The sequence below is a fragment of the Vibrio sp. vnigr-6D03 genome (genome assembly GCF_002835515.1).
Taxonomy (GTDB): Bacteria; Pseudomonadota; Gammaproteobacteria; order Enterobacterales; family Vibrionaceae; genus Vibrio; species Vibrio penaeicida.
Map to the genome: position 1 here is coordinate 84,284 of NZ_PIZL01000015.1, position 20,993 is coordinate 105,276.

Genomic DNA, 20,993 nt, shown 5'->3' on the forward strand with positions numbered 1-20,993 from the left:
TGGCTAAAAATTACGCGTTTTTTATACTTATTTGCTTAAGAAATGATAAATAAAACCCTACTTTTTGACAAGGTAATACTACTTTTTTGTAACAAATGTGAGCGAAAGTGGCGATTACATCACAAAAGATAGGGATATTTAAAAAATGTAATTTAAGAAGAAAGAGTTACAAGGAATTTTTAGGAGGGAAAAAACAAAAAGCCCGGTATAAATACCGAGCTTTTGGTGCCACAATCCAGCAAAACTGGAGCGGTAACTTTCTGAATAGAGAAAGATTAACGCTTAGAGAACTGTGGACGACGACGTGCTTTACGTAGACCAACTTTCTTACGTTCAACGCAACGAGCGTCACGAGTAACGTAACCAGCTGCACGTAGCGCAGGACGTAGAGACTCATCGTACTCCATTAGAGCACGAGTGATGCCGTGGCGGATCGCGCCAGCTTGACCAGAAATACCACCACCAGAAACAGTGATGTATAGGTCTAGCTTCTCAGTCAATTCAACTAGCTCAAGTGGCTGACGAACAACCATACGAGAAGTTTCACGACCGAAGTAAACATCAAGGCTACGCTTGTTGATTACAATTTCACCGCTGCCTGGTTTGATGAAAACACGGGCTGCTGAGCTTTTGCGACGACCAGTGCCGTAGTATTGATTCTCTGCCATTTTCATAATCCCCGATTAGATGTCTAGTACTTGTGGTTGTTGAGCAGCATGGTTGTGCTCAGCGCCAGCGTAAACTTTCAGCTTACGGTACATAGCACGGCCAAGAGGACCACGTGGTAGCATGCCTTTAACCGCAAGTTCGATAGCCATTTCAGGTTTACGATCGATCAACTTTTCAAAAGTGATAGATTTTAGACCACCTGGGAACTCAGAGTGACGGTAGTACACTTTACCTTTAGCTTTGTTACCAGTAACAGCAACTTTCTCAGCGTTAACAACGATGATGTAATCACCAGTGTCTACGTGAGGAGTGTATTCTGCTTTATGCTTGCCGCGTAGGCGAGATGCAATTTCACTTGCAATACGACCCAGAGTTTTACCTTCTGCATCTACAACGTACCAGTCGCGTTTTACAGTTTCTGGTTTAGCAACGAAAGTTTTCATGCTAATAATTACCTATTAAAAAATTTACACTTAAGGAACAATTACTTGTCCCCACTGTCTGAAAGCCCCATTCATCACCCCTTCGAGTGTTGGAAACTCTCGGCGTAGCTACTTATCATGTGTAGCCAGAGGCTCGCAGTAACGGTAGGTCGCAGGATTATAGAGAAGAGTGAGGAAAAAATCACCTTTTTTTCTCTAAAAAGATCATTTTTTTCCTCTTTGGAAAGTGAATCGGCAAATTGTACGTTTTTCTGATACTAAGGTAAGTGTTCTTTAGCCAAATAATCATGACTTTGCATTTCAATTAGACGCGACTGACAACGTTTAAATTCGAAGTTCAAGTGCCCTTCTGTGTAGAGTTCTTCCAAAGCCACTTCTGAAGAAATAATGAGTTTTACATTCCTTTCATAAAACTCGTCAACTAACGCTATAAATCGCCTTGCTGCATCATCATTACTTTTTCCCATTTGCTTCACATCACCCAGTAACACAGTGTGATATTCACGAGACATCTCAATGTAGTCATTTTGACTTCTCATCGATTCACACAACTGCCCGAACGTTGCCATAAGTACGTCATCATGAACATTAATGACATCAATTATTCGGTGGTTCACTTCTATTTGAGTAACGCATTGATGACCTTCACCAACCAGTTGACGGTAATATCGATTCAAATTGATGGTGGCATCTTTGTCCAACGGGAAATGGAAAATTTCGGCTTGTTCAAGGGTTCTAAGGCGGTAATCGATACCGCTGTCGACATTCAGTACATCACAATGCTTTTCGATAAGCGCAATAGCCGGCAAAAAGCGAGCCCTTTGCAATCCATTTCGATACAAGTCTTGTGGCGGAATATTAGAGGTAGCTACGAGAACAACATTTCTGGCAAACAACGCCCGCATCAAGGTGCCCAAAATCATCGCATCGGTAATATCCGATACAAAAAACTCGTCAAAGCAAATAATATCAGCTTCAGACTTTAATACATCAGCCACTTTCTCTAGAGGATCCGCAACTTCACCCAACGCTTTTAGTTCATCATGAACCCGGTACATAAAACGGTGAAAATGAACCCTAAGTTTCTTATCGGTGGGCAACGCATCAAAAAACGTATCCATTAGATAAGTTTTCCCACGCCCTACACCGCCCCAGAAATATAAACCATTTGGTGGTTCAGGTTTTTGAGGCTTCTTCCCCATCAATTTTTGCCAGGTAGAAAGTGGTTCGATAGGAGTATTTAAATAGTCTTGAAATCGGTGATATAAGCTGTCTAATTTTTCAACAGCAAGTTGCTGAGCAAGGTCAACCGAAAATCCGTTGTTTTCTATATCTTCTTGATATTTAAGCTTAGGCGTCATTGGAAACTACGTTTATTATTGTTCATTAATCGTGTTGATACTATTACGATTATAGCGACTTCAAAGAGTTGAGACATGTCGTTTTTTTGTTCTCAGTATAAGACGCTTTCTCTTTATCGTACTCTGAACTCATAGTACCATGCCCCTTCGGCTGTGTAACACACCAATAACAAATCAAGCCTTAAAGGTGACTTTGGTCTCTGCAATTGAATTCCCCAAAATTCAGCCAAACACAGCTTACTGTAACGATGATAAAGGAGCATTTATGCCTGGGATGTATATTGTCATTGGGATTGTGATCGGATTAGTTGCCGGTTATTTTCTGGCAAAACTGATGACACCGGATGCGAATAAGCAGAAATCCATTCAAAAAGATTTAGAAAAATCCAAATTCGAGTTGGAGCAACAAAGACAAGAACTTGCCGATCACTTCGCTCAAACAGCAGAAATGTTAGATGTGCTTGGAAAAGACTACACAAAGCTTTATCAGCATATGGCGAAAACGTCGACGGAGCTACTGCCTAACGTTCCCGAACAAGACAATCCATTTGTAAAAAAGATAGCCCAACATACTGAAGAAGAAATAATTTCTAAAGATAACGGTCAAGAAGCACCTAAAGATTATGCGCATGGTGCAACGGGTTTGCTGAAAGACCAAGAGAAAGAAGTCATCAATACACCTACCGATGAACCTGCTCCAAAACTGTCTTGATGCAAAAAACTATCTTGATACAAAAAACGGTCTTGGTACAAAAAACGGTCTTGGTACAAAAAGTATCATGACTTGAAAAATGGATGATTGAACTTTATTTAGGTTACTGAGTCATAATCTTCACCTATCAAAGAGGAGCCTTATGATGAAAAAACCTTTGCTTGTTTTAAGTGCATTAACATTAAGCTTAAGTTCAATCATCGCGCCACTGCCCGCTACTGCGGCATTACCAGTAGCGGTTAGCGGTGAACAGTTACCTAGCCTTGCACCTATGCTTGAAAAAGTAACCCCTGCGGTTGTAAGCATAGCCGTCGAAGGCAAACACGTTGCCACTCAACGTGTTCCAGAAGCATTCCGATTCTTTTTTGGCCCAGACTTTCCTGCTGAGCAAGTGCAAGAGCGTCCGTTTCGCGGGCTCGGTTCTGGTGTTGTCATTGATGCCGAAAAAGGACACATTGTCACCAATTACCACGTAATTAAAGGCGCTGACGAAATACGCGTTCAACTACACGATGGTCGCGAATACGATGCAGAGCTCATCGGTGGTGATGAAATGTCGGATGTGGCATTGCTTAAGTTAGAAAAGTCAGAAAACCTAACCCAAATCGTATTGGCGGATTCCGATAAATTACGCGTTGGTGATTTTACTGTTGCAATAGGTAACCCGTTTGGTTTGGGTCAAACTGTTACTTCAGGAATAGTGTCTGCGCTTGGGCGTTCTGGCTTAAACGTACAGAATTTTGAAAACTTCATTCAGACCGATGCCGCGATTAATAGCGGTAACTCCGGTGGAGCATTGGTGAACCTAAACGGTGAACTGATCGGCATAAACACTGCGATTCTTGGGCCAAATGGCGGTAATGTTGGGATTGGATTCGCGATTCCCGCCAATATGATGAAAAACCTGACACAGCAAATACTGGAGTTTGGTCAAGTCAAACGAGGCTTACTTGGCGTTCAAGGAAGTGAAATCACATCTGAGCTCGCTGAAGCCCTTGGTTACGAATCAAATAAAGGTGCATTCGTAAGCCAGGTTGTGCCTGAAAGTGCGGCAGATGAGGCAGGGCTGGAAGCGGGCGACGTTATTGTTTCATTAAACGGTAAGTCCATTAGCACGTTCGGAGAACTTCGGGCGAAAATAGCCACGCTAGGTGCCGGTAAAGAAATCACCATTGGGGTTATTCGCGACGGTAAAAACAAAACATTCGACGCAACCCTGCAAGAAGCTGGTGACAATAAGACACGGGCAGACAAACTGCATGAAGGGCTTGCCGGGGCGGAACTTTCAAACACAGACAACAGTGATCCACTGTCAGGCGTGAAGGTTACCAGTGTTGAGAAAGGCTCTCCAGCCGATGCTTATCAGCTTAAGGAAGGTGATATCATTATAGGTGTTAACCGTACTCGTGTTAAAAACCTTGGGCAGTTGAGAGCCATTTTGGAAGACAAACCAAATGTACTCGCGCTGAACATCCAACGAGGCGAAAGAACGATTTACCTTGTTGTTAGATAAGTATTACCGTTACGTAAGCATTTGTTGTTAATAAAGTTATTGATATTAAGTTAGCACTTCTTGTCATTTCACAAACAACATTTCTAAAAAGGAAGCAAATAACTGCTTCCTTTTTTACACCTGCCGTTTTAAAAGCTCTGTCTGGGCTAACACGCAGCTGACATAGCCAGTACTGGCATACGTTGGCTAATCAGTGCTATGCTTTCTCTCTCAATGTAAATCAAATTCTTATGGGGTTTTCCCCTTTATACCCACTCTGAGGATAGTATGTGGAAGACCCTTTTACGCTCTTCATTCATAGGGCTCCTTACCGCAGGTTTACTTCTTGCCGTATTGCCATCACTGCGAACAGCTGCGGTAGAAGCAACAATAGATGACACGCCGACTAATATAGAAGATCTTCAGGTATCGTTCAGTCATGCTGTACGTAGAGCAAGCCCTGCTGTCGTCAACATTTATACAAGTAAGCCAAATGATGGTGACAGAGCTGGAATTAAACAAGATCTGGGTTCAGGTGTCATTGTAAGTAAAAAAGGCTACATCATAACAAACTACCACGTCATCGCTCAGGCTGCGGAAATAACGGTAGCCTTACAAGATGGTCGATATTTCTCGGCTCAATTGGTCGGCAAAGACCGAAGAACGGATATTGCTGTTTTGCGAATTGAAGGGGCAAACCTACCTGTTATCCCTCTGAACCCGAACTATCAAGAAAAAGTCGGCGACGTCGTACTCGCAATAGGTAACCCATATAACTTAGGTCAAACAACTACTTTTGGCATCATTTCTGCGATTGAACGCTTTGCCATCAGCGCAGATGGTCGTCAGCCATTTATACAAACCGACGCGGCAATTAATAAAGGTAACTCGGGCGGTGCTTTGGTTAACACGAAAGGCGAGTTAGTTGGTATCAATACGGCTTCCTTCCAGCAAGCGACAAACACAAACACCTATGGAATTTCATTTGCTATACCGTATTTTTTAGCGGATAGGGTAATGGAAAAAATCATTGCTGATGGTCGTGTTATTCGTGGTTACATCGGTATTAGTGGTCAAGACATCACTTCCATCTCATCAAGAATACTTGGAGCAGAATACGTAGGTGGCATCATAGTGATGAGTGTGGATGTAGGTGGTCCAGCAGAAGACGCGGGCATTCGAGTAAAAGACATCATACTTGAAATTGGTGGTGCAAAGGTTAATGGAAAAGAAGGTGTTCTTGAAATTGTAACGGGTCTACGCCCTGGTGCAGAAGTAGAGATGACCGTTCTTCGTAAAGGCGAGAAAGTAAAACTCAATGTGCTCGTAGGTGATGACCCTCAGGGTTAAAACACCGTCTCTTTGCTATCTTGCTCCATTCACATGTATTGATCAATTAACACCAAACAAAAACCCCCTAGCTAAACTAGGGGGTTTTTACTATTCACTGTCCGATTCAGGAGCAGATAACTGCGTGCTACTCTCAATTTCTATTCGAGTCACGCGCTGCAAACCTCGCGGTAACAGACTACCTCTTCGACCTCGCTCTCCTCGGAAGTTATCCAAGTCAGCAGGTTTCAAACCAAGTTTACGTTTGCCAGCGTACAAAGTAATAGAGACACCACTAGGAAGAGCCATTAAGTGAGAAACCGTTTCTTCACGCTCTTTGGCTTTCGCTGATGGGATATTAATGATCTTATTCCCTTTACCTTTACTCAGCTGAGGGAGATCTTTAATAGCAAATATCAGCATTCGACCTTGATTGGTGATTGCGAGTATCTCGTCATTATCCAAATCAGAAATTGCGCTTGGTGTCATCACCTCAGAATTTTGAGGAAGATTGACCAACGCCTTACCGCTGCGGTTTTTGGAAAGTAAATCGGTGCCTTTACAGACAAACCCATAACCCGCATCTGAACCAACAAGCCAAAGCTGATCTTCTTCACCCATAATCACCTGACTGATCGTTGTACCCGCGGTAATGTTCAATCGACCGGTAATGGGCTCACCTTGGCTCCGTGCCGAAGGCAACGAGTGGGATTCAAGCGAATAGCTACGACCATCTGTACCCAGAAAAACCGCTTGTTGATTACTCTTACCACGAGCATGTGCGAGATATTTGTCACCCGATTTATAGTTCAAACTCTCTGAGTCGACATCATGACCTTTAGCATGACGTATCCAGCCTTTTTCTGACAGAACCACGGTGATTGGTTCACTTGGCATTAGATCTCGTTCAGTTAACGCTTTCGCTTCTGCTCGCTCAACAATTGGCGAGCGACGATCATCGCCATATTTTTCCGCATCAGCTTTGATCTCTTTTTTAATCAAAGTATTCAAGCGACGCTCAGAGCCAAGCAACTGCTCCAGTTTCTCACGCTCTTTTTCTAATTCTTCCTGCTCTCCACGGATCTTCATTTCTTCCAGCTTGGCAAGATTACGAAGTTTCGTATCGAGGATCGCATCAGCTTGAATTTCAGAGATACTAAAGCGAGACATCAGCACAGCTTTAGGATCATCTTCTGTTCGGATGATTTCGATCACTTCATCAAGGTTTAGGTAAGCGATCAACAAACCTTCCAAGATGTGTAGACGCGCCAACACTTTGTCTAAACGATATTGCAGCCTTCGACGAACCGTTTCACGGCGGAATTCAATCCACTCTTTCAGGATAGTCACCAGCCCTTTCACTTGCGGGCGATTATCCAAGCCAATCATGTTTAAGTTAACGCGATAGCTTTTTTCCAGATCCGTGGAAGCAAACAAATGATTCATCAACTGATCACTGTCCACTCGGTTCGATCTTGGCACAATAACAATACGTGTTGGGTTTTCATGATCAGATTCATCGCGAAGATCGTCAACCATTGGTAGCTTCTTCGCTCGCATCTGATTAGCGATCTGTTCTAGCAATTTAGCACCAGAGACTTGATGAGGCAAAGAGGTAATAACGATCTCGCCATTCTCTTTGTTCCAAACCGCTCGCATTTTAATGCTACCGCGACCATTGCGGTAAATCTTCTCGATTTCAGCTTTCGGAGAAATGATCTCCGCTTCTGTCGGATAATCCGGACCTTGGACATGTTGCATTATGTCGTCAAGTTCCAGTTTAGGATTATCAATCAGCTTAATCGTAGCATCGGCCACTTCACGTACGTTATGTGGTGGGATGTCTGTCGCCATACCAACCGCAATACCGGTTACGCCGTTAAGAAGAATATGTGGCAGCCTTGCTGGCAACATTTGTGGCTCTTTCATCGTGCCATCAAAGTTGGGTTGCCATTCAACGGTCCCCTGCCCTAATTCTCCAAGCAATACTTCGGCAAATTTAGACAGTTTGGCTTCGGTATATCGCATCGCAGCGAAGGATTTCGGATCGTCCGGTGCACCCCAGTTCCCCTGACCATCAACCAATGGGTAACGATAGGAAAAAGGCTGTGCCATCAATACCATGGCTTCATAACATGCAGAATCGCCGTGAGGGTGATACTTACCCAACACGTCACCCACAGTACGAGCCGATTTTTTGTATTTAGACGCTGCGGATAAACCGAGCTCCGACATAGCATAAATAATACGTCGCTGAACCGGTTTTAAGCCATCGCCTATGTAAGGCAGGGCACGATCCATGATGACGTACATTGAGTAATTCAGATACGCGTCTTCAGTAAACCTGCGCATTGGCAGCTGTTCAACGCCATCGTATGTTATTTCTGTCGACATCTATTAAACCTCAGCCAAATCACCGTTGCTTTGTAACCAAGTACGGCGGTCATCCGCACGTTTCTTACCAAGCAACATATCCATCATTTCCATGGTTGCATCGCTGTCATCTATGGTTAATTGAACCAAGCGACGCGTATTGGGATCCATGGTTGTTTCACGCAGCTGGAGTGGGTTCATTTCACCCAAACCTTTGAATCGCTGAACGTTGATTTTGGCTTTCTTCTTAGAAAGGCGCTCCAATACCCCTTCTTTTTCGTCATCGTCTAAGGCGTAGAAAACTTCTTTACCACAGTCGATTCGATACAAAGGAGGCATTGCAACGTAAATATGACCAGCTTCTACTAACGCACGGAAGTGGCGAGTAAACAGGGCACATAAAAGCGTAGCGATATGAAGACCATCAGAGTCCGCATCCGCAAGAATACAAATTTTACCGTAACGCAGACCGTCTAGGTTGTCGTTATCCGGATCAATTCCTAAAGCAACCGAAATGTCGTGTACTTCCTGAGAAGCCAATACCTGATCTGCAGACACTTCCCATGTATTCAGTATTTTACCGCGAAGTGGCATCACCGCTTGGAACTCACGATCTCGTGCTTGTTTTGCACTACCACCCGCTGAATCCCCTTCCACGAAAAAGATCTCAGTGCGGCTTAAGTCTTGAACCGAACAATCGGTTAATTTACCTGGAAGCGCTGGACCGGATGCGATTTTCTTACGTACGACTTTTTTGCTTGCTCGCATACGGCGGTGCGCATTAGCAATACACACTTCCGCTAGTTGCTCAGCCAATTGCGGCTTTTCATTTAACCAAAGGCTAAAAGCATCTTTCACGACACCTGAGACAAATGCCGCAGTTTGACGAGAAGATAGGCGCTCTTTGGTTTGCCCCGCAAATTGAGGGTCTTGCATTTTTACCGACAGAACATAAGAACAGCGGTCAAATACATCATCACCCGTCAGTTTGATGCCGCGTGGTAATAAGTTTCGAAACTCACAGAATTCACGCATGGCATCCAAAAGACCTTGGCGAAGACCATTAACGTGAGTACCACCCTGCTTGGTGGGAACCAAGTTTACGTAGCTCTCTGTGATCATTTCGCCGCCCTCAGGCTGCCAAATCACGGCCCATGTCGCCATTTCCGTTTCAGCAGAAAAGTCGCCGATATAAGGCTCTTCTGGAAGAACGGTATAGCCTTTCACACCTTCAGCAAGGTAGTCTTTTAAACCATCTTCATAGAACCATTTGTGTTCTTCGTTATTTACCTTATCGCTAAATGTGATTTCTAGCCCAGGGCATAATACCGCTTTCGCACGGAGGTTATTGATCAACCGAATAACAGAGAATTTGGCGCTATCAAAATACTTAGCGTCAGGCCAGAAGTGAACAGAGGTTCCTGTATTACGATGCCCACAAGTGCCCGTCACGGTTAAATCACTGACTGTCGTGCCACCCTCAAATGCAATTTCATGCACCTGACCATCACGTTTGACTGTTACTTCAACACGTTTGGATAGGGCGTTAACAACGGAAATACCTACACCGTGTAATCCACCAGAAAATTTATAGTTGTCGTTGGAAAACTTACCGCCAGCATGGAGCTTGGTCATAATAAGTTCCACACCCGAAATACCTTTCTCAGGGTGAATGTCGACGGGCATACCTCGACCATCATCGATCACTTCTAGTGATTGGTCGCTATGCAGAATGACTTTTATCTTCTTTGCATGCCCAGCAAGTGCTTCGTCGACTGAGTTGTCGATAACCTCTTGTGCAAGATGGTTTGGACGCTCAGTTTCGGTATACATACCTGGACGGTGTCGTACTGGGTCGAGACCTTCAAGAACAGACAGGTCTTTCGCATTATATTGTTCAGTCATAATACGGAATAATACTCAAATGATTAGAATGCAATCAGCACTTTGATGCGTGATTGTTAAGTTTTTTGGTGACATTGTGGAAAGTTGCGCCTAGTTGTAGAAAAAGACATCAAAAGCACAATGATAAAACTATGATGGAACATACTCTGGAACAGACAAGGGGATGTCAAGCGACCGAGGTAAGTAAACCTCAAAATTATGACCCCATCCCAACTTGGGTTATCTGCTCCTCTGTGTTTAAATTTTTAGACTACCGGGTTAAATTCGTAAGAACTCAATAATTTCTTGAGGATACCTTTCAAAGCCAACAAAACTGTGGTCTCCACCTTTCTCGACCGTTTGTTTTGCATCTTTATATCGTGTAACAGCTTGCCGATAATCCAATACTTCGTCATCTTCTTGTTGAAGTAACCAGAAATCTTGTGGATGTTTAATTGTATCTACATCGAGAGCCTTAAGCTCAGCCATATGCTTTTCTTCTAGCACATATTCTTCTTGAGTATAGGGGTTAACTTGCTTCCCTAAGTAATCTGCAAGCAATTCATAAGGTTTCACTGCTGGGTTCACCAGAACAGCTCTAAAACCAAAATGCGCATTTAGCCAAGTCGATAAATATCCGCCTAGAGAACTGCCAATCAATCCTATTTGATAGTCTGTCTGATATTTTTTTACCGTTTCAAGTAGAAACTCGGCGGCGAATTGTGGATAGCAAGGAAGCTGCGGTGCGATAACTTTGATGTCTGGTCGGTTTTCACTGCACCACTCTAGTATTACATTCGCTTTGTGCGACTGAGGGGAACTGTTAAACCCATGTATATACAGCAACAATGAGGGCTTATTTTCACTCAAATTAGTAGCCTCCGGCAGAAAAATCGGGGAGAAACTCACCATCGGACAGTCGCCCGACCTCCAGTTTTAGTTCACCCTCTCGAGTAAGAGTGAGCATACGCCAACCTGGTGATTCATTATCTAACGCAAAATCATCGGAGTTTGGTTTAAATTGCACACAGGTTGAAGGTGTCGCCACTACTCTTACCCCCTGATACATAACATCAAAGTCTTGATGAACATGTCCACAAAGTACAGCTTCTACATTTTGGTGATGGCTCAACACTGACCAAAAGTCATCGGCATCTTTTAAAGTATGCTGATCAAGCCAGTGGCTGCCTACCAATACAGGATGGTGATGCAGAAGAACAATGGTGCGGTGGTCAGGAAACTCAGTCAGTTTAGATTCAAGTAAATCTAACTGTTCTTGGCTCAGTCGCCCATGAGGAACCCCTTCAACTTGGCTATCCAGTAAAATGATCTGCCACTTATTATTAAGCACCACATGCGAAGTTGTCTTAATTTGCGTAGACGGGAAAATACTGTGCATACCCGGTTTGAAATCGTGATTGCCGGGCAACCAAAAACATGGCTTCTTTAACGGAGCAATGCCTTCTTCAAATTTCTGATAAGAAGCGGCTGTGTGATCTTGCGAAATATCACCTGTTGCCAGAATGGCTTCGAATTCCAGCTTCCGAGAAATAACCGTATTTACAACAGCATGAAAACTATCTTGGGTGTTAACACTCAACAAACACCCGTCTTCAGGTTCAAACAAATGAGTGTCAGTAATCTGCAATAGTCTGATATCGCGATTTGAATCTAAGGACAATTTCAAAATAAAACCTGGCTAAATCTCTCTACACTATTTTTTGATAACGTTGGCTTTTGTAACGTCGGTGCTTAGTAAATGGGGCTTCGGCTAATACCGTTCTTAAGACAGAATGTAAGCCACTCACCTAAAAATTGGTTAAGTTGAAACTTTTCATCCTTTTGCACCATTTTTGTATTGGGGTAATCATAACGAGCAAAGACACGAGAAATCTGCTCGCTTGCACACACTTCTGCAACACGAGCATCGTGATAAAGTCTTACAGTCATCTTCGGAAGTGGAAAAACGGGTTGTTCATCACACTGACACACATCAATGAGAGTGGTGTATTTGGTCACTTCACTCACTTCCAACTGATAAGCCATTGACGCCACTTGATAGGAACGCACGTCACCGACATTGGGCTGCCCTGGCAGCAATGCATTCAATTTGGCGTAATTGGTCTCGTAGACTCTCATGAGAGCTGCAAGATCAACATGATATGGCTTATTCAACATTCTTTACTTCCATCGAGATTTTAGTTCTTCATGATGCAATTCCAACCATTGCAGTGCAATTATTGAGGCACCATTCTCAATAATTCCGTCCCTAACAAGCTGGTAAGCTTCTTGGCGACTCATCACATGCACTTTTATGTCCTCATCTTCATAGTCTAAGCCATGAATGCCTTTAGCGCTTGATGCCGCTACCTGACCAATGAAAACATCCAACTTTTCAGAACAACCTCCTGAAGAGGGGTAATAACTCGTTATGGTTTCGATTTTCCCAATTTCAACTCCGGCCTCTTCAACGGCTTCGCGGCGGACAACTTCCTCAGAAGATTCATCAGTGTCGATTACACCAGCCACAATTTCGAGTTGCCATGGGCTATTATGTTCAAGCGCCCCAACTCGAATTTGCTCAATCAAAACAACTTTGTCTTCGATAGGGTCATAGGGCAACATCGCAGCGGCATGACCTCTTTCAAACATTTCGCGTTCAACGGGGTTACTCCAACCACCAGCAAACAATTTGTGCTGGAATGTGTATTTCACCATCGAGAAAAAGCCTCGATAAAGCGATTTTCTTGAGATGATTTTTACATCTTGTGGAGTAAACTGTTGATGTTTGTTGTCTGATTGCTGCATTGCGTGTCTCCGGAGATGAGAATTCTAATCATTGTATCCTGATATCTCCAATGATTGCGCTCAACTTTTTTGATAATGATTGCAAAAATATTTAAATGAATAATTTATTTGCTGTGCATCTCAGCGATAAATTGCTAAAAATGCAAAGATAGGCATAAAAATCAAGCGAGTTGCGTTACACTCGCATTGCTTCAATTTTTATATTACAAGGCAGGAAAGGCAAAATGAAAAAGCTGCTTCCACTATTGATTACCGCTGCACTGGGCAGTAATGCAGCCTGGGCAGATAACCTAGCTGAAATTTACGATTTAGCAAAACAAAACGATCCTCAATTACTAAGCGCCGCCGCACAACGCGAAGCAGCATTTGAAGCCGTTAATAGCTCTCGCAGTACTTTGCTTCCTCAAATTAATCTCACTGCTGGCTACAACATACGACAAAGCAGTTTAAACTCACGCGACAGTAACTCTCTGACGGCTGGGGTTGGCTTAAAGCAAGAGCTTTACAACCGAAGTAGCTGGGTAAGCCTTGATCAGGCAGAGAAGAGCGCTCGACAAGTTGACTCAGCATACGCTGCAGAGCAACAAGGTCTGATATTGCGTGTTGCAACTGCGTATTTCGAAGTATTGCGAGCTCAAGACAGTCTTGATTTTGTACGCGCCGAAAAAGCAGCGGTTGCTCGCCAGCTTGAACAAACCAAACAACGTTTTGAAGTTGGTCTATCAGCGATTACTGACGTACACGATGCACAAGCACAATACGACAGTGTATTAGCATCTGAAGTACTTCAAGAAAACACGCTAGCAAACAGCTACGAAGCTTTGCGTGAAATTACAGGTGAAGAGCATCAGAAAATTGCCATTCTTGATACAAAACGTTTCTCTGCGGCTAGACCCGATGCATCAACACAAGCATTGATCGAACAGGCGCAACAAGAAAATTTAGCGCTGCTGACTAAACGCATCGCACAAGATATCGCGAAAGACTCAATCTCATTAGCCGACGCTGGTCACTTACCAAGTCTAACGCTAGATGGCGGTTATAACTTCACCGACATTTCTGGTACTGAGGGCGGCACTGGTAATGGAGATTTCAACGACTTTAACATTGGCTTGAACTTGTCTGTACCACTTTACACCGGTGGTAACACCACATCGCTGGTTAAACAAGCGGAAGCAAAATATGTCGAAGCGAGTCAGAATTTAGAGAAGACTTACCGTACAGTCGTAAAAGATGTACGTGCTCATTACAACAACATTAATGCGACCATCGGCGCAATTCGCGCTTACAACCAATCTGTCGTTTCTGCGCAGTCTGCGCTTGAAGCAACCGAAGCTGGATTTGATGTGGGTACTCGAACCATAGTTGATGTGTTGGATTCTACCCGTCGTTTGTACGATGCCAACCGTAACCTGTCTGACGCTCGTTATAACTATATTTTGAGTGTACTGCAGTTACGTCAAGCCGTGGGCACACTGAATGAGCAAGATGTTTTGGATATTAACACAGGGCTTAAACCTGTAAGTTAATCGATACAAAATATTGAAAGACTAATAAAAAACGACGCTTTAGCGTCGTTTTTTGATTGTTCATGACCAAAGTAGGCAGTGCTTAACCACGCCCACCTTTGATTGCTTCAATAATCTCAGTAGTAGAGCACCCATCTTCGAAGTTTAACACTCGCACTTCACCGCCAGCATCAATGACTTCTTTACCACCAGCAATCTCTTCTGGTTTGTAGTCTCCCCCCTTTACCAACAAACTCGGGAGAACTTCAGATATCAGACGCTGTGGCGTTTCTTCGCTGAATGGGACAACCCAATCAACAGCGCCCAAACCGGCCAATACCGCCATTCGGCGATCTGTTGAGTTAACGGGTCTACCCGGTCCTTTCAACGCTTTCACAGAAGCATCCGTATTTACAGCAACAATGAGCCTGTCGCCGAGCTCGGCGGCATGGTTAAGGTAGGACACGTGACCAGCATGCAAAATATCAAAGCAGCCGTTGGTCATTACCACTTTTTCACCTTTCGCGCGCGCTTGTTTAACCGCTGCAATCAGCTCATGCTCACCAATTACACCGTAGTCGGTATCTTGGCTACCATGTACCGCTTCTGCCAATTCGATGGTTGATAATGTAGAAGTACCAAGCTTTCCAACAACAACCCCAGCGGCGGCGTTCGCTAGTGCACAGGCTTCATCTATTGCCTTACCAGCAGCGACGGAGGCAGCAAGCACAGAAATAACCGTGTCGCCTGCACCTGTAACATCAAACACTTCTTTCGCTTGAGTTGGAAGATGGAAAGGTTCCTGACCTTTACGGAGCAAAGTCATACCATGCTCACTTCGAGTCACCAGCAGCGCCTCGAAATCAAATTCTTCAATCAGAGCTAGCCCTTTTTCTACAAGCTCTTCTTCATTTTTAACTTTGCCAGCAACTAACTCAAATTCAGCCATGTTAGGCGTAAGCAATGTAGCCCCACGATAGCGTTCAAAGTCAGCCCCTTTTGGGTCGATAAACACAGGGACATTGGCTGAACGTGCTTTCTGGATGAACTGCTGAACGTGTTCTAACGCCCCTTTTGCATAGTCAGATAGAATGACCGATTTCACGCTTGGTAACGCTTTTTCCATTCGATCCAGTACATACTGCGCGTCAGTATTTTCAAAACTGTCTTCAAAATCTAATCGGATAAGCTGCTGACCACGGCTCATCACGCGGAGCTTGGTAATGGTTGGGAAATCTGGAAGTGAAACAAAGTCACACTTCACTTTTAGAGACGTTAATTGTTCACTCAGCACCTGAGCGGGTTCATCTTGTCCCGTTAAACCAACTAGATGGGCATGACCACCAAGGCTAGCAATATTCATTGCCACGTTTGCCGCACCGCCCGGACGCTCTTCGTTGTCTTCAACTTTAACAACAGGTACTGGTGCTTCTGGTGAGATGCGACCTGTTGGTCCGTACCAGTAACGATCGAGCATTACATCGCCAACAATCAGCACTCCAGATTGAGTGTAGTCCGGCAAAATTGGTTTCATGTTTGTCTCCAAAAATACAAATCCGGCGGAATAGTAACATAGCCGCCAGACGCAAAAAAACTGTAAGGTCAGAGTCTATACCCAAGTAACCTCAAGATACTTGGGTATATCTCTAACTACTTCAATGGCTATTCAGTCAATCAGCCATTCATTCCATGAATACACAACGCATTCTCTTTCATCTTGGAATCGCGATTCCGCTACATCAGCGTCTTGATTTAATAAGTTCCGGTGATGAATTTCGTCTCTTAATGCGGTGTAGGCAGAAGTCAGCTTGGCTGCTTGTTGCGCTGGCAACAACGATAAATTTGCTGCCGCTTCAAGAATCCGAACGTTATCAGAATACGTCAATAGCGACGGGGATTCTGAACTGAAATTTAAGACCAAATATTGAACCAAAAATTCAATATCGGTAATGCCACCGGGATCTTGCTTCAGCATGAATCGTCCTGCCTTTTTCCCCCCAAGGTGACTGCGCATTTTCTCACGCATATCTACCACGTCTTTTTTGAGTTTGCTTTGATCTCGTTTTGCAGATAATACTTTTGCTCTCGTTGCTTCAAAAGCAGACTTTAACGGCGCATCACTGTATATAGCGCGAGCTCTGACTAAAGCTTGGTGTTCCCACGTCCACGCGTCTTGCAGTTGATATTCTTCAAATGCATCAGTCGGGCTGACCAACATGCCAGATGCTCCTGAAGGTCGGAGCCTTGTATCGGCTTCATACAAAATGCCAGAAGCCGTACGAACTGAAAATATGTGGATGATTCGTTGGGCCAAGCGCAGGTAGAATTGCCTGCCATCGATTTCTTTTTTCCCATCCGTATTCACGTGTACAGGACAGTCGTGCATGAACACAATATCGAGATCAGAATTATACCCAAGCTCCCAACCTCCGACTTTACCGTAACCGATAACAGCAAAACCTTTACCTTCTCGCTCTTTCAGGTGGGTTGGCTCGCCATATTTTTCTGTCACTTGTAGCCAAGCTTGCCCGACTACGGCTTCTACTATGGCTTCAGCTAAATAGGTTAGGTGGTCACTCACTTTCATTACAGGTAACACACCTGCGATATCCGCCGCGGCGATACGCAGTATGCAAATTTGCTTAAACTGTCGTAGCGCCTCCATTTGCTGCTCCATATCGTCTTCTGGAATACGTGCTAAGTAATCTCGCAACTCGGACTTGTACTCGGTTGGTGGAGTTGGATTATAGAGGTGCTGCGGATCCAAAAGCTCATCAAGAAGTATGGGATAACGGGAAAGCTGCTCCGATATCATGGGGCTTGCCGTACACAGTCTCACTAACTGCGTAAGGGCTGCCGGATGCTCATCAAGAAGCTCGAGATAGGTTGTGCGAGTACAAATATTGTGAAGCAGATGTAACACCCGGGACAAACCAAACTCAGCATCTTTGTGATTAAAGAGTGCGTGGAAAATCTTAGGCATCAATCGATTCAATACTTCGCGACCACGTGGACCCAACGTTTTTTTCGCCAAATCCTTTTTAAAGCCCATAATGGTCTTCACCATCGGTTCTGGGGATTCGACTTTGAGGTCATCTTCGAAAATATGCATCAATACATCTTCTGTATTGGCAAGATCCCACATTTCCTTGAAGTGCTTAGACACTGTTTGAGCTTCTTCCTCTTCATCACCAATAAGTTGTTCAAAAACAGCGTGGATGTTGGACATATGCCCGTCAATCGAGTCGCGCAGCGTATCCCAATTTGATGATTTCATCGCGACAACCAAACGCTGTTGATCCAACTCTTTGTCTGGCAAGGTTTGAGTTTGCTGATCGCCAATAGCTTGAATTAAATTTTCGAGTTTTCGAAGGAATAGATACCCTTCTCTCAAATGCTGAACTTCAATTTCAGATAACAATGTTTTGGCTTCAATTGCGTCGAGTGTTTCCAGTAAACCTCTGCCTCTTAGGCTAGGTTCACGCCCTCCACGGATTAATTGAAAGACTTGAGCGATAAATTCCACTTCACGTATGCCACCAGCACCAAGCTTTATATTGTCCGACAATCCGCGTCGGCGCACTTCGGTGCTGATCATGGATTTCATGCGACGAAGAGATTGAATGGCACTGAAGTCGATATAGCGTCTAAAGACGAATGGGCGAAGCATGCCCCGCAGTTCCTGATACTCTGGGTACATTTCACGCCCCATAACCCGAGCTTTAATCATGGCGTATCGTTCCCAATCTCGCCCTTGCTCCTGGTAATAGTCTTCTAGCGCTGCATAGCTCATCACCAACGGTCCACTTTCGCCAAAAGGTCTCAATCGCATATCTACACGATAACAAAAGCCATCAAACGTTTGCTGATCGAGTGCTTTGATCATTCGCTGCCCTAAGCGAGTGAAGAATTGCGCATTAGCAATACTGCGGCGCGTACCTTGAGTTTCTCCATTTTCGGGATAGGTAAAAATAAGATCGATATCTGAAGAAAAATTGAGCTCACCACCGCCTAACTTGCCCATACCAATGATCAGCATCGGCTGTGCTTCACCATTTTCATTGCACGGTGTTCCCCACTCTTTACAACTGGTTTGATAAAGGTGCCTATAAGTCTCAAAGATCAGTGCTTCGGCTAGTGAAGATAAATGGAGGAGGCTATTTTCCAGTGACCAAGATCCCGTAAAATCTCGCCAAGCTATATACACCATTTCTCGACGCCTAAACTCGCGCAGCTTTTTCATCATGGCGTTTTCATCAACACATTTAGCTAACTGTTTTTTCAACCTATCACGATAATCGTCTGCTCGGTTTTGTGTTGAAAGCATTTCAGGCAAACGCTGACAAAGCTTCTCGTCTCGCTGCATGCTGTCGGCGATAAAATCACTCAATCCTAAAACGCGCTCAAGATCCGACAATTTGGCTTGAGGCCAAGTGTCAAAAACTGAAGGATACTGTTCTTCTATTTTCTGGCGTGAGAATTGGGCTTGTTCAGCAATGGGCGTCGGTAAGGTCATTGTTCATCCCTGTCAACGAGTTAGGTGGTTTGTTCGATTTACCATATCACATAAAAAAACGCCCACATATGAAATGTGAGCGCTATTTGCATTTATGAGTTTAAAAATAGATTAAACATTAAATGACTGTATTTTCCCATCCAGTTCTTCAGCGTTAGCTTGCATGATCTCTGAGGTTTCTAACAGCTCACCAACCACAACAACAGAGGCCTCAACCAGCTCTCGAACATTGTCTAGGTTTTGGTTCATCTCTTCAGCGACCGTACTTTGTTGTCCTGCCGCCGTCGCAATTTGGAAATTCATGTCATTGATTTGGCTCACTTGAGCAACAATGCCATCCAGCTCGGTGCCAGCATTGGTAACCAGCTCCACACCTTCTGCGGCTTCAACCACACTTTTTTCCATTAACTCAACCGCCGAATTTGCACTGGTTTGAAGTTGAGTAATCATTTCTTGAATCTCAATCGTCGCACCTTGCGTTCTTTGAGCGAGGTTTCGAACTTCATCTGCAACCACCGCAAAACCACGACCAGCTTCACCTGCGCGTGCTGCTTCAATTGCCGCATTCAGTGCCAAAAGATTGGTCTGTTCAGATATACCTTGAATCGTCCCAACAACGCTACCAATGGCTTCTACGCGTTCTTCTACTTGGTTCACAGCCTGAGCAGACTCAGAGATGTCACCTGAGAGCTCACTCATCTTACCTACGGTATCTTGCACAAATCGCTGACCTTGCTGAGCTTGACTCGATGCATTTTCAGTCACAGATGAAGCACTTTGAGCATGTTCTGCGACTGTCTGAACGGTTGTCGTCATTTCGCTCATTGCCGTGGCGAGTTGGTCGATCTCGTTAAACTCTTCTTGAGCAGAATCTTTGGTTTCCGACATGCTAATCGTCATCACTTCCGTAAGGGCAGATAGCTCTTGAGAAGAATCGACTTGAAGTTTGATCACCTCTTGTAGCTGAGAGCGTGTTCGCTCAAGCTCACGAGCAAGATCGCCGTACTCGTCTTTGCATTCTAGGTTGATGGGTGTCGATAGGTCTTTGTCTGCCATTCTTTGTATACTTGAAGCAATGTACTGAGTTTGACGCAGCATAATTCGCGCAGCGCCAAGTAACAGAGCAACAAACACAATGATCATCACCAAAGTTTGCCAAAAGATTTGCGATAGATAATCGTCATAGCGAGCCTGAGCAACATCTCCGCTTTGAGAGGCAATAACAAACCAATCTGCACTGCTTAATTTGGATGCATACTCAAATCGGTTACCGCCTTCCAATTCAAAACCAAAGCCAGCCGATGCACTATTAATAAGACCAGATAAAAGCTGTCCGCTTTCCGTTGACTGAGAAAGATCAGAAATGGTTCTTGCAGAAGGGTGGCCTAGGACTTTTCCAGTATCGCGCTCAACCAAATAGATGTAATGGTTGTTGTCGCGGCTTTTAACCAACGCAGTAATGGTTTTTTCCGCCAGCGATGTCGCGTCTTCCCCATTACTTCTTAAAACACTGTCAATAAAAGAAGCTTGTGCATGGGAAACTTCTTGCGCTTGGTCTTTTTGGACAAGAACCACAGAGTCGTAAAAAGTATTCGCATCCCAAAGTTGCTTAACAATGATTAGGACGGTACTGAATACCATCAGCATCACTAATTTTGGTACCAACCGAATATCTGTAATGACTCTTTCCCACGGCTTGAACTTCATGCTCGCCATAGTACGTACTCCATATAGTGTTCATTTACCTGCGAACAAATACTGCCGCACTCTTTGTGAGACGTGGATTTTTTTGTAGTTGTAGATTTATTTTACGCCTCGTATGAAAAAACGATGATAACAAAGACACTTCGTTGCCATTGAGTTACCTGTCACTTTTCGCTGATGGATTTCCCTAATTG

The 20,993-nt window shown here is 44.2% G+C and carries 16 protein-coding genes; 4 read left to right on the forward strand and 12 right to left on the reverse strand.

Annotated elements, in window-relative coordinates; translation table 11 throughout:
• Positions 1 to 275: 275 nt before the first annotated feature.
• The 3 genes from rpsI to zapE form a co-directional block, all read right to left on the reverse strand.
• The gene (rpsI, locus tag CW749_RS12330) at positions 276 to 668 is read right to left on the reverse strand and encodes a 30S ribosomal protein S9 (RefSeq protein ID WP_101112439.1); all 393 of its coding nucleotides are present in this window, start codon (positions 666 to 668) and stop codon (positions 276 to 278) included.
• Positions 669 to 683: 15 nt separating this feature from the next.
• Entirely contained in the window at positions 684 to 1,112 is a 429-nt protein-coding gene (gene rplM / locus CW749_RS12335) for a 50S ribosomal protein L13 (RefSeq protein ID WP_101112440.1), read from the reverse strand.
• A 257-nt stretch (positions 1,113 to 1,369) separates the two neighbouring features.
• Positions 1,370 to 2,473 (reverse strand): cell division protein ZapE, encoded by a 1,104-nt coding sequence (gene zapE / locus CW749_RS12340; RefSeq protein WP_101112441.1) that lies wholly within the window; start codon positions 2,471 to 2,473, stop codon positions 1,370 to 1,372.
• Positions 2,474 to 2,738: 265 nt separating this feature from the next.
• Between zapE and zapG the strand changes: the two genes are divergently transcribed.
• The 3 genes from zapG to degS all read left to right on the forward strand — a co-directional run bounded on the left by zapG (position 2,739) and on the right by degS (position 6,027).
• Positions 2,739 to 3,185 carry a Z-ring associated protein ZapG gene (zapG, locus tag CW749_RS12345; RefSeq protein ID WP_101112442.1) on the forward strand — a complete coding sequence of 149 codons (447 nt, stop codon included), beginning with the start codon at positions 2,739 to 2,741 and terminating at the stop codon, positions 3,183 to 3,185.
• A 145-nt stretch (positions 3,186 to 3,330) separates the two neighbouring features.
• Complete coding sequence (locus tag CW749_RS12350; protein ID WP_101112443.1) at positions 3,331 to 4,698, forward strand: Do family serine endopeptidase; 1,368 nt, start codon at positions 3,331 to 3,333, stop codon at positions 4,696 to 4,698.
• A gap of 267 nt (positions 4,699 to 4,965) precedes the next feature.
• A complete protein-coding gene (degS, locus tag CW749_RS12355; RefSeq protein ID WP_101112444.1) occupies positions 4,966 to 6,027 on the forward strand; it encodes an outer membrane-stress sensor serine endopeptidase DegS in 1,062 nt (353 codons plus the stop codon).
• A 90-nt stretch (positions 6,028 to 6,117) separates the two neighbouring features.
• On the opposite strand, the gene parC is transcribed toward degS, so the two are convergent.
• The 6 genes from parC to nudF all read right to left on the reverse strand — a co-directional run bounded on the left by parC (position 6,118) and on the right by nudF (position 13,071).
• A complete protein-coding gene (parC, locus tag CW749_RS12360) occupies positions 6,118 to 8,400 on the reverse strand; it encodes a DNA topoisomerase IV subunit A (protein ID WP_101112445.1) in 2,283 nt (760 codons plus the stop codon).
• A 3-nt stretch (positions 8,401 to 8,403) separates the two neighbouring features.
• A complete protein-coding gene (gene parE / locus CW749_RS12365; protein WP_101112446.1) occupies positions 8,404 to 10,284 on the reverse strand; it encodes a DNA topoisomerase IV subunit B in 1,881 nt (626 codons plus the stop codon).
• 258 nt (positions 10,285 to 10,542) lie between these two features.
• Entirely contained in the window at positions 10,543 to 11,133 is a 591-nt protein-coding gene (gene yqiA, locus CW749_RS12370; RefSeq protein WP_237322432.1) for an esterase YqiA, read from the reverse strand.
• Position 11,134: 1 nt separating this feature from the next.
• A complete protein-coding gene (gene cpdA, locus CW749_RS12375; protein WP_101112448.1) occupies positions 11,135 to 11,950 on the reverse strand; it encodes a 3',5'-cyclic-AMP phosphodiesterase in 816 nt (271 codons plus the stop codon).
• A 65-nt stretch (positions 11,951 to 12,015) separates the two neighbouring features.
• Positions 12,016 to 12,441 (reverse strand): DUF1249 family protein, encoded by a 426-nt coding sequence (locus CW749_RS12380; protein ID WP_101112449.1) that lies wholly within the window; start codon positions 12,439 to 12,441, stop codon positions 12,016 to 12,018.
• Positions 12,442 to 12,444: 3 nt separating this feature from the next.
• Positions 12,445 to 13,071, reverse strand: a complete 627-nt coding sequence (gene nudF / locus CW749_RS12385) for an ADP-ribose diphosphatase (protein WP_101112450.1) — start codon at positions 13,069 to 13,071, stop codon at positions 12,445 to 12,447.
• Positions 13,072 to 13,295: 224 nt separating this feature from the next.
• Here nudF and tolC point away from each other — a divergent pair, with 224 nt between their 5' ends.
• On the forward strand, positions 13,296 to 14,600 hold the full coding sequence (tolC, locus tag CW749_RS12390; RefSeq protein ID WP_101112451.1) for an outer membrane channel protein TolC: 1,305 nt from the start codon (positions 13,296 to 13,298) through the stop codon (positions 14,598 to 14,600).
• A gap of 82 nt (positions 14,601 to 14,682) precedes the next feature.
• Here the strand turns inward: tolC and hldE are convergent, their stop codons facing one another.
• From hldE to CW749_RS12405, 3 genes are all read right to left on the reverse strand, one after another.
• Positions 14,683 to 16,113, reverse strand: a complete 1,431-nt coding sequence (gene hldE, locus CW749_RS12395) for a bifunctional D-glycero-beta-D-manno-heptose-7-phosphate kinase/D-glycero-beta-D-manno-heptose 1-phosphate adenylyltransferase HldE (RefSeq protein ID WP_101112452.1) — start codon at positions 16,111 to 16,113, stop codon at positions 14,683 to 14,685.
• A 132-nt stretch (positions 16,114 to 16,245) separates the two neighbouring features.
• A complete protein-coding gene (gene glnE, locus CW749_RS12400; RefSeq protein ID WP_101112453.1) occupies positions 16,246 to 19,095 on the reverse strand; it encodes a bifunctional [glutamate--ammonia ligase]-adenylyl-L-tyrosine phosphorylase/[glutamate--ammonia-ligase] adenylyltransferase in 2,850 nt (949 codons plus the stop codon).
• Positions 19,096 to 19,206: 111 nt separating this feature from the next.
• Positions 19,207 to 20,811: a methyl-accepting chemotaxis protein gene (locus CW749_RS12405; RefSeq protein WP_101112454.1), complete on the reverse strand. Its 1,605-nt coding sequence runs from the start codon at positions 20,809 to 20,811 to the stop codon at positions 19,207 to 19,209.
• Between the last annotated feature and the right edge of the window lie 182 nt (positions 20,812 to 20,993).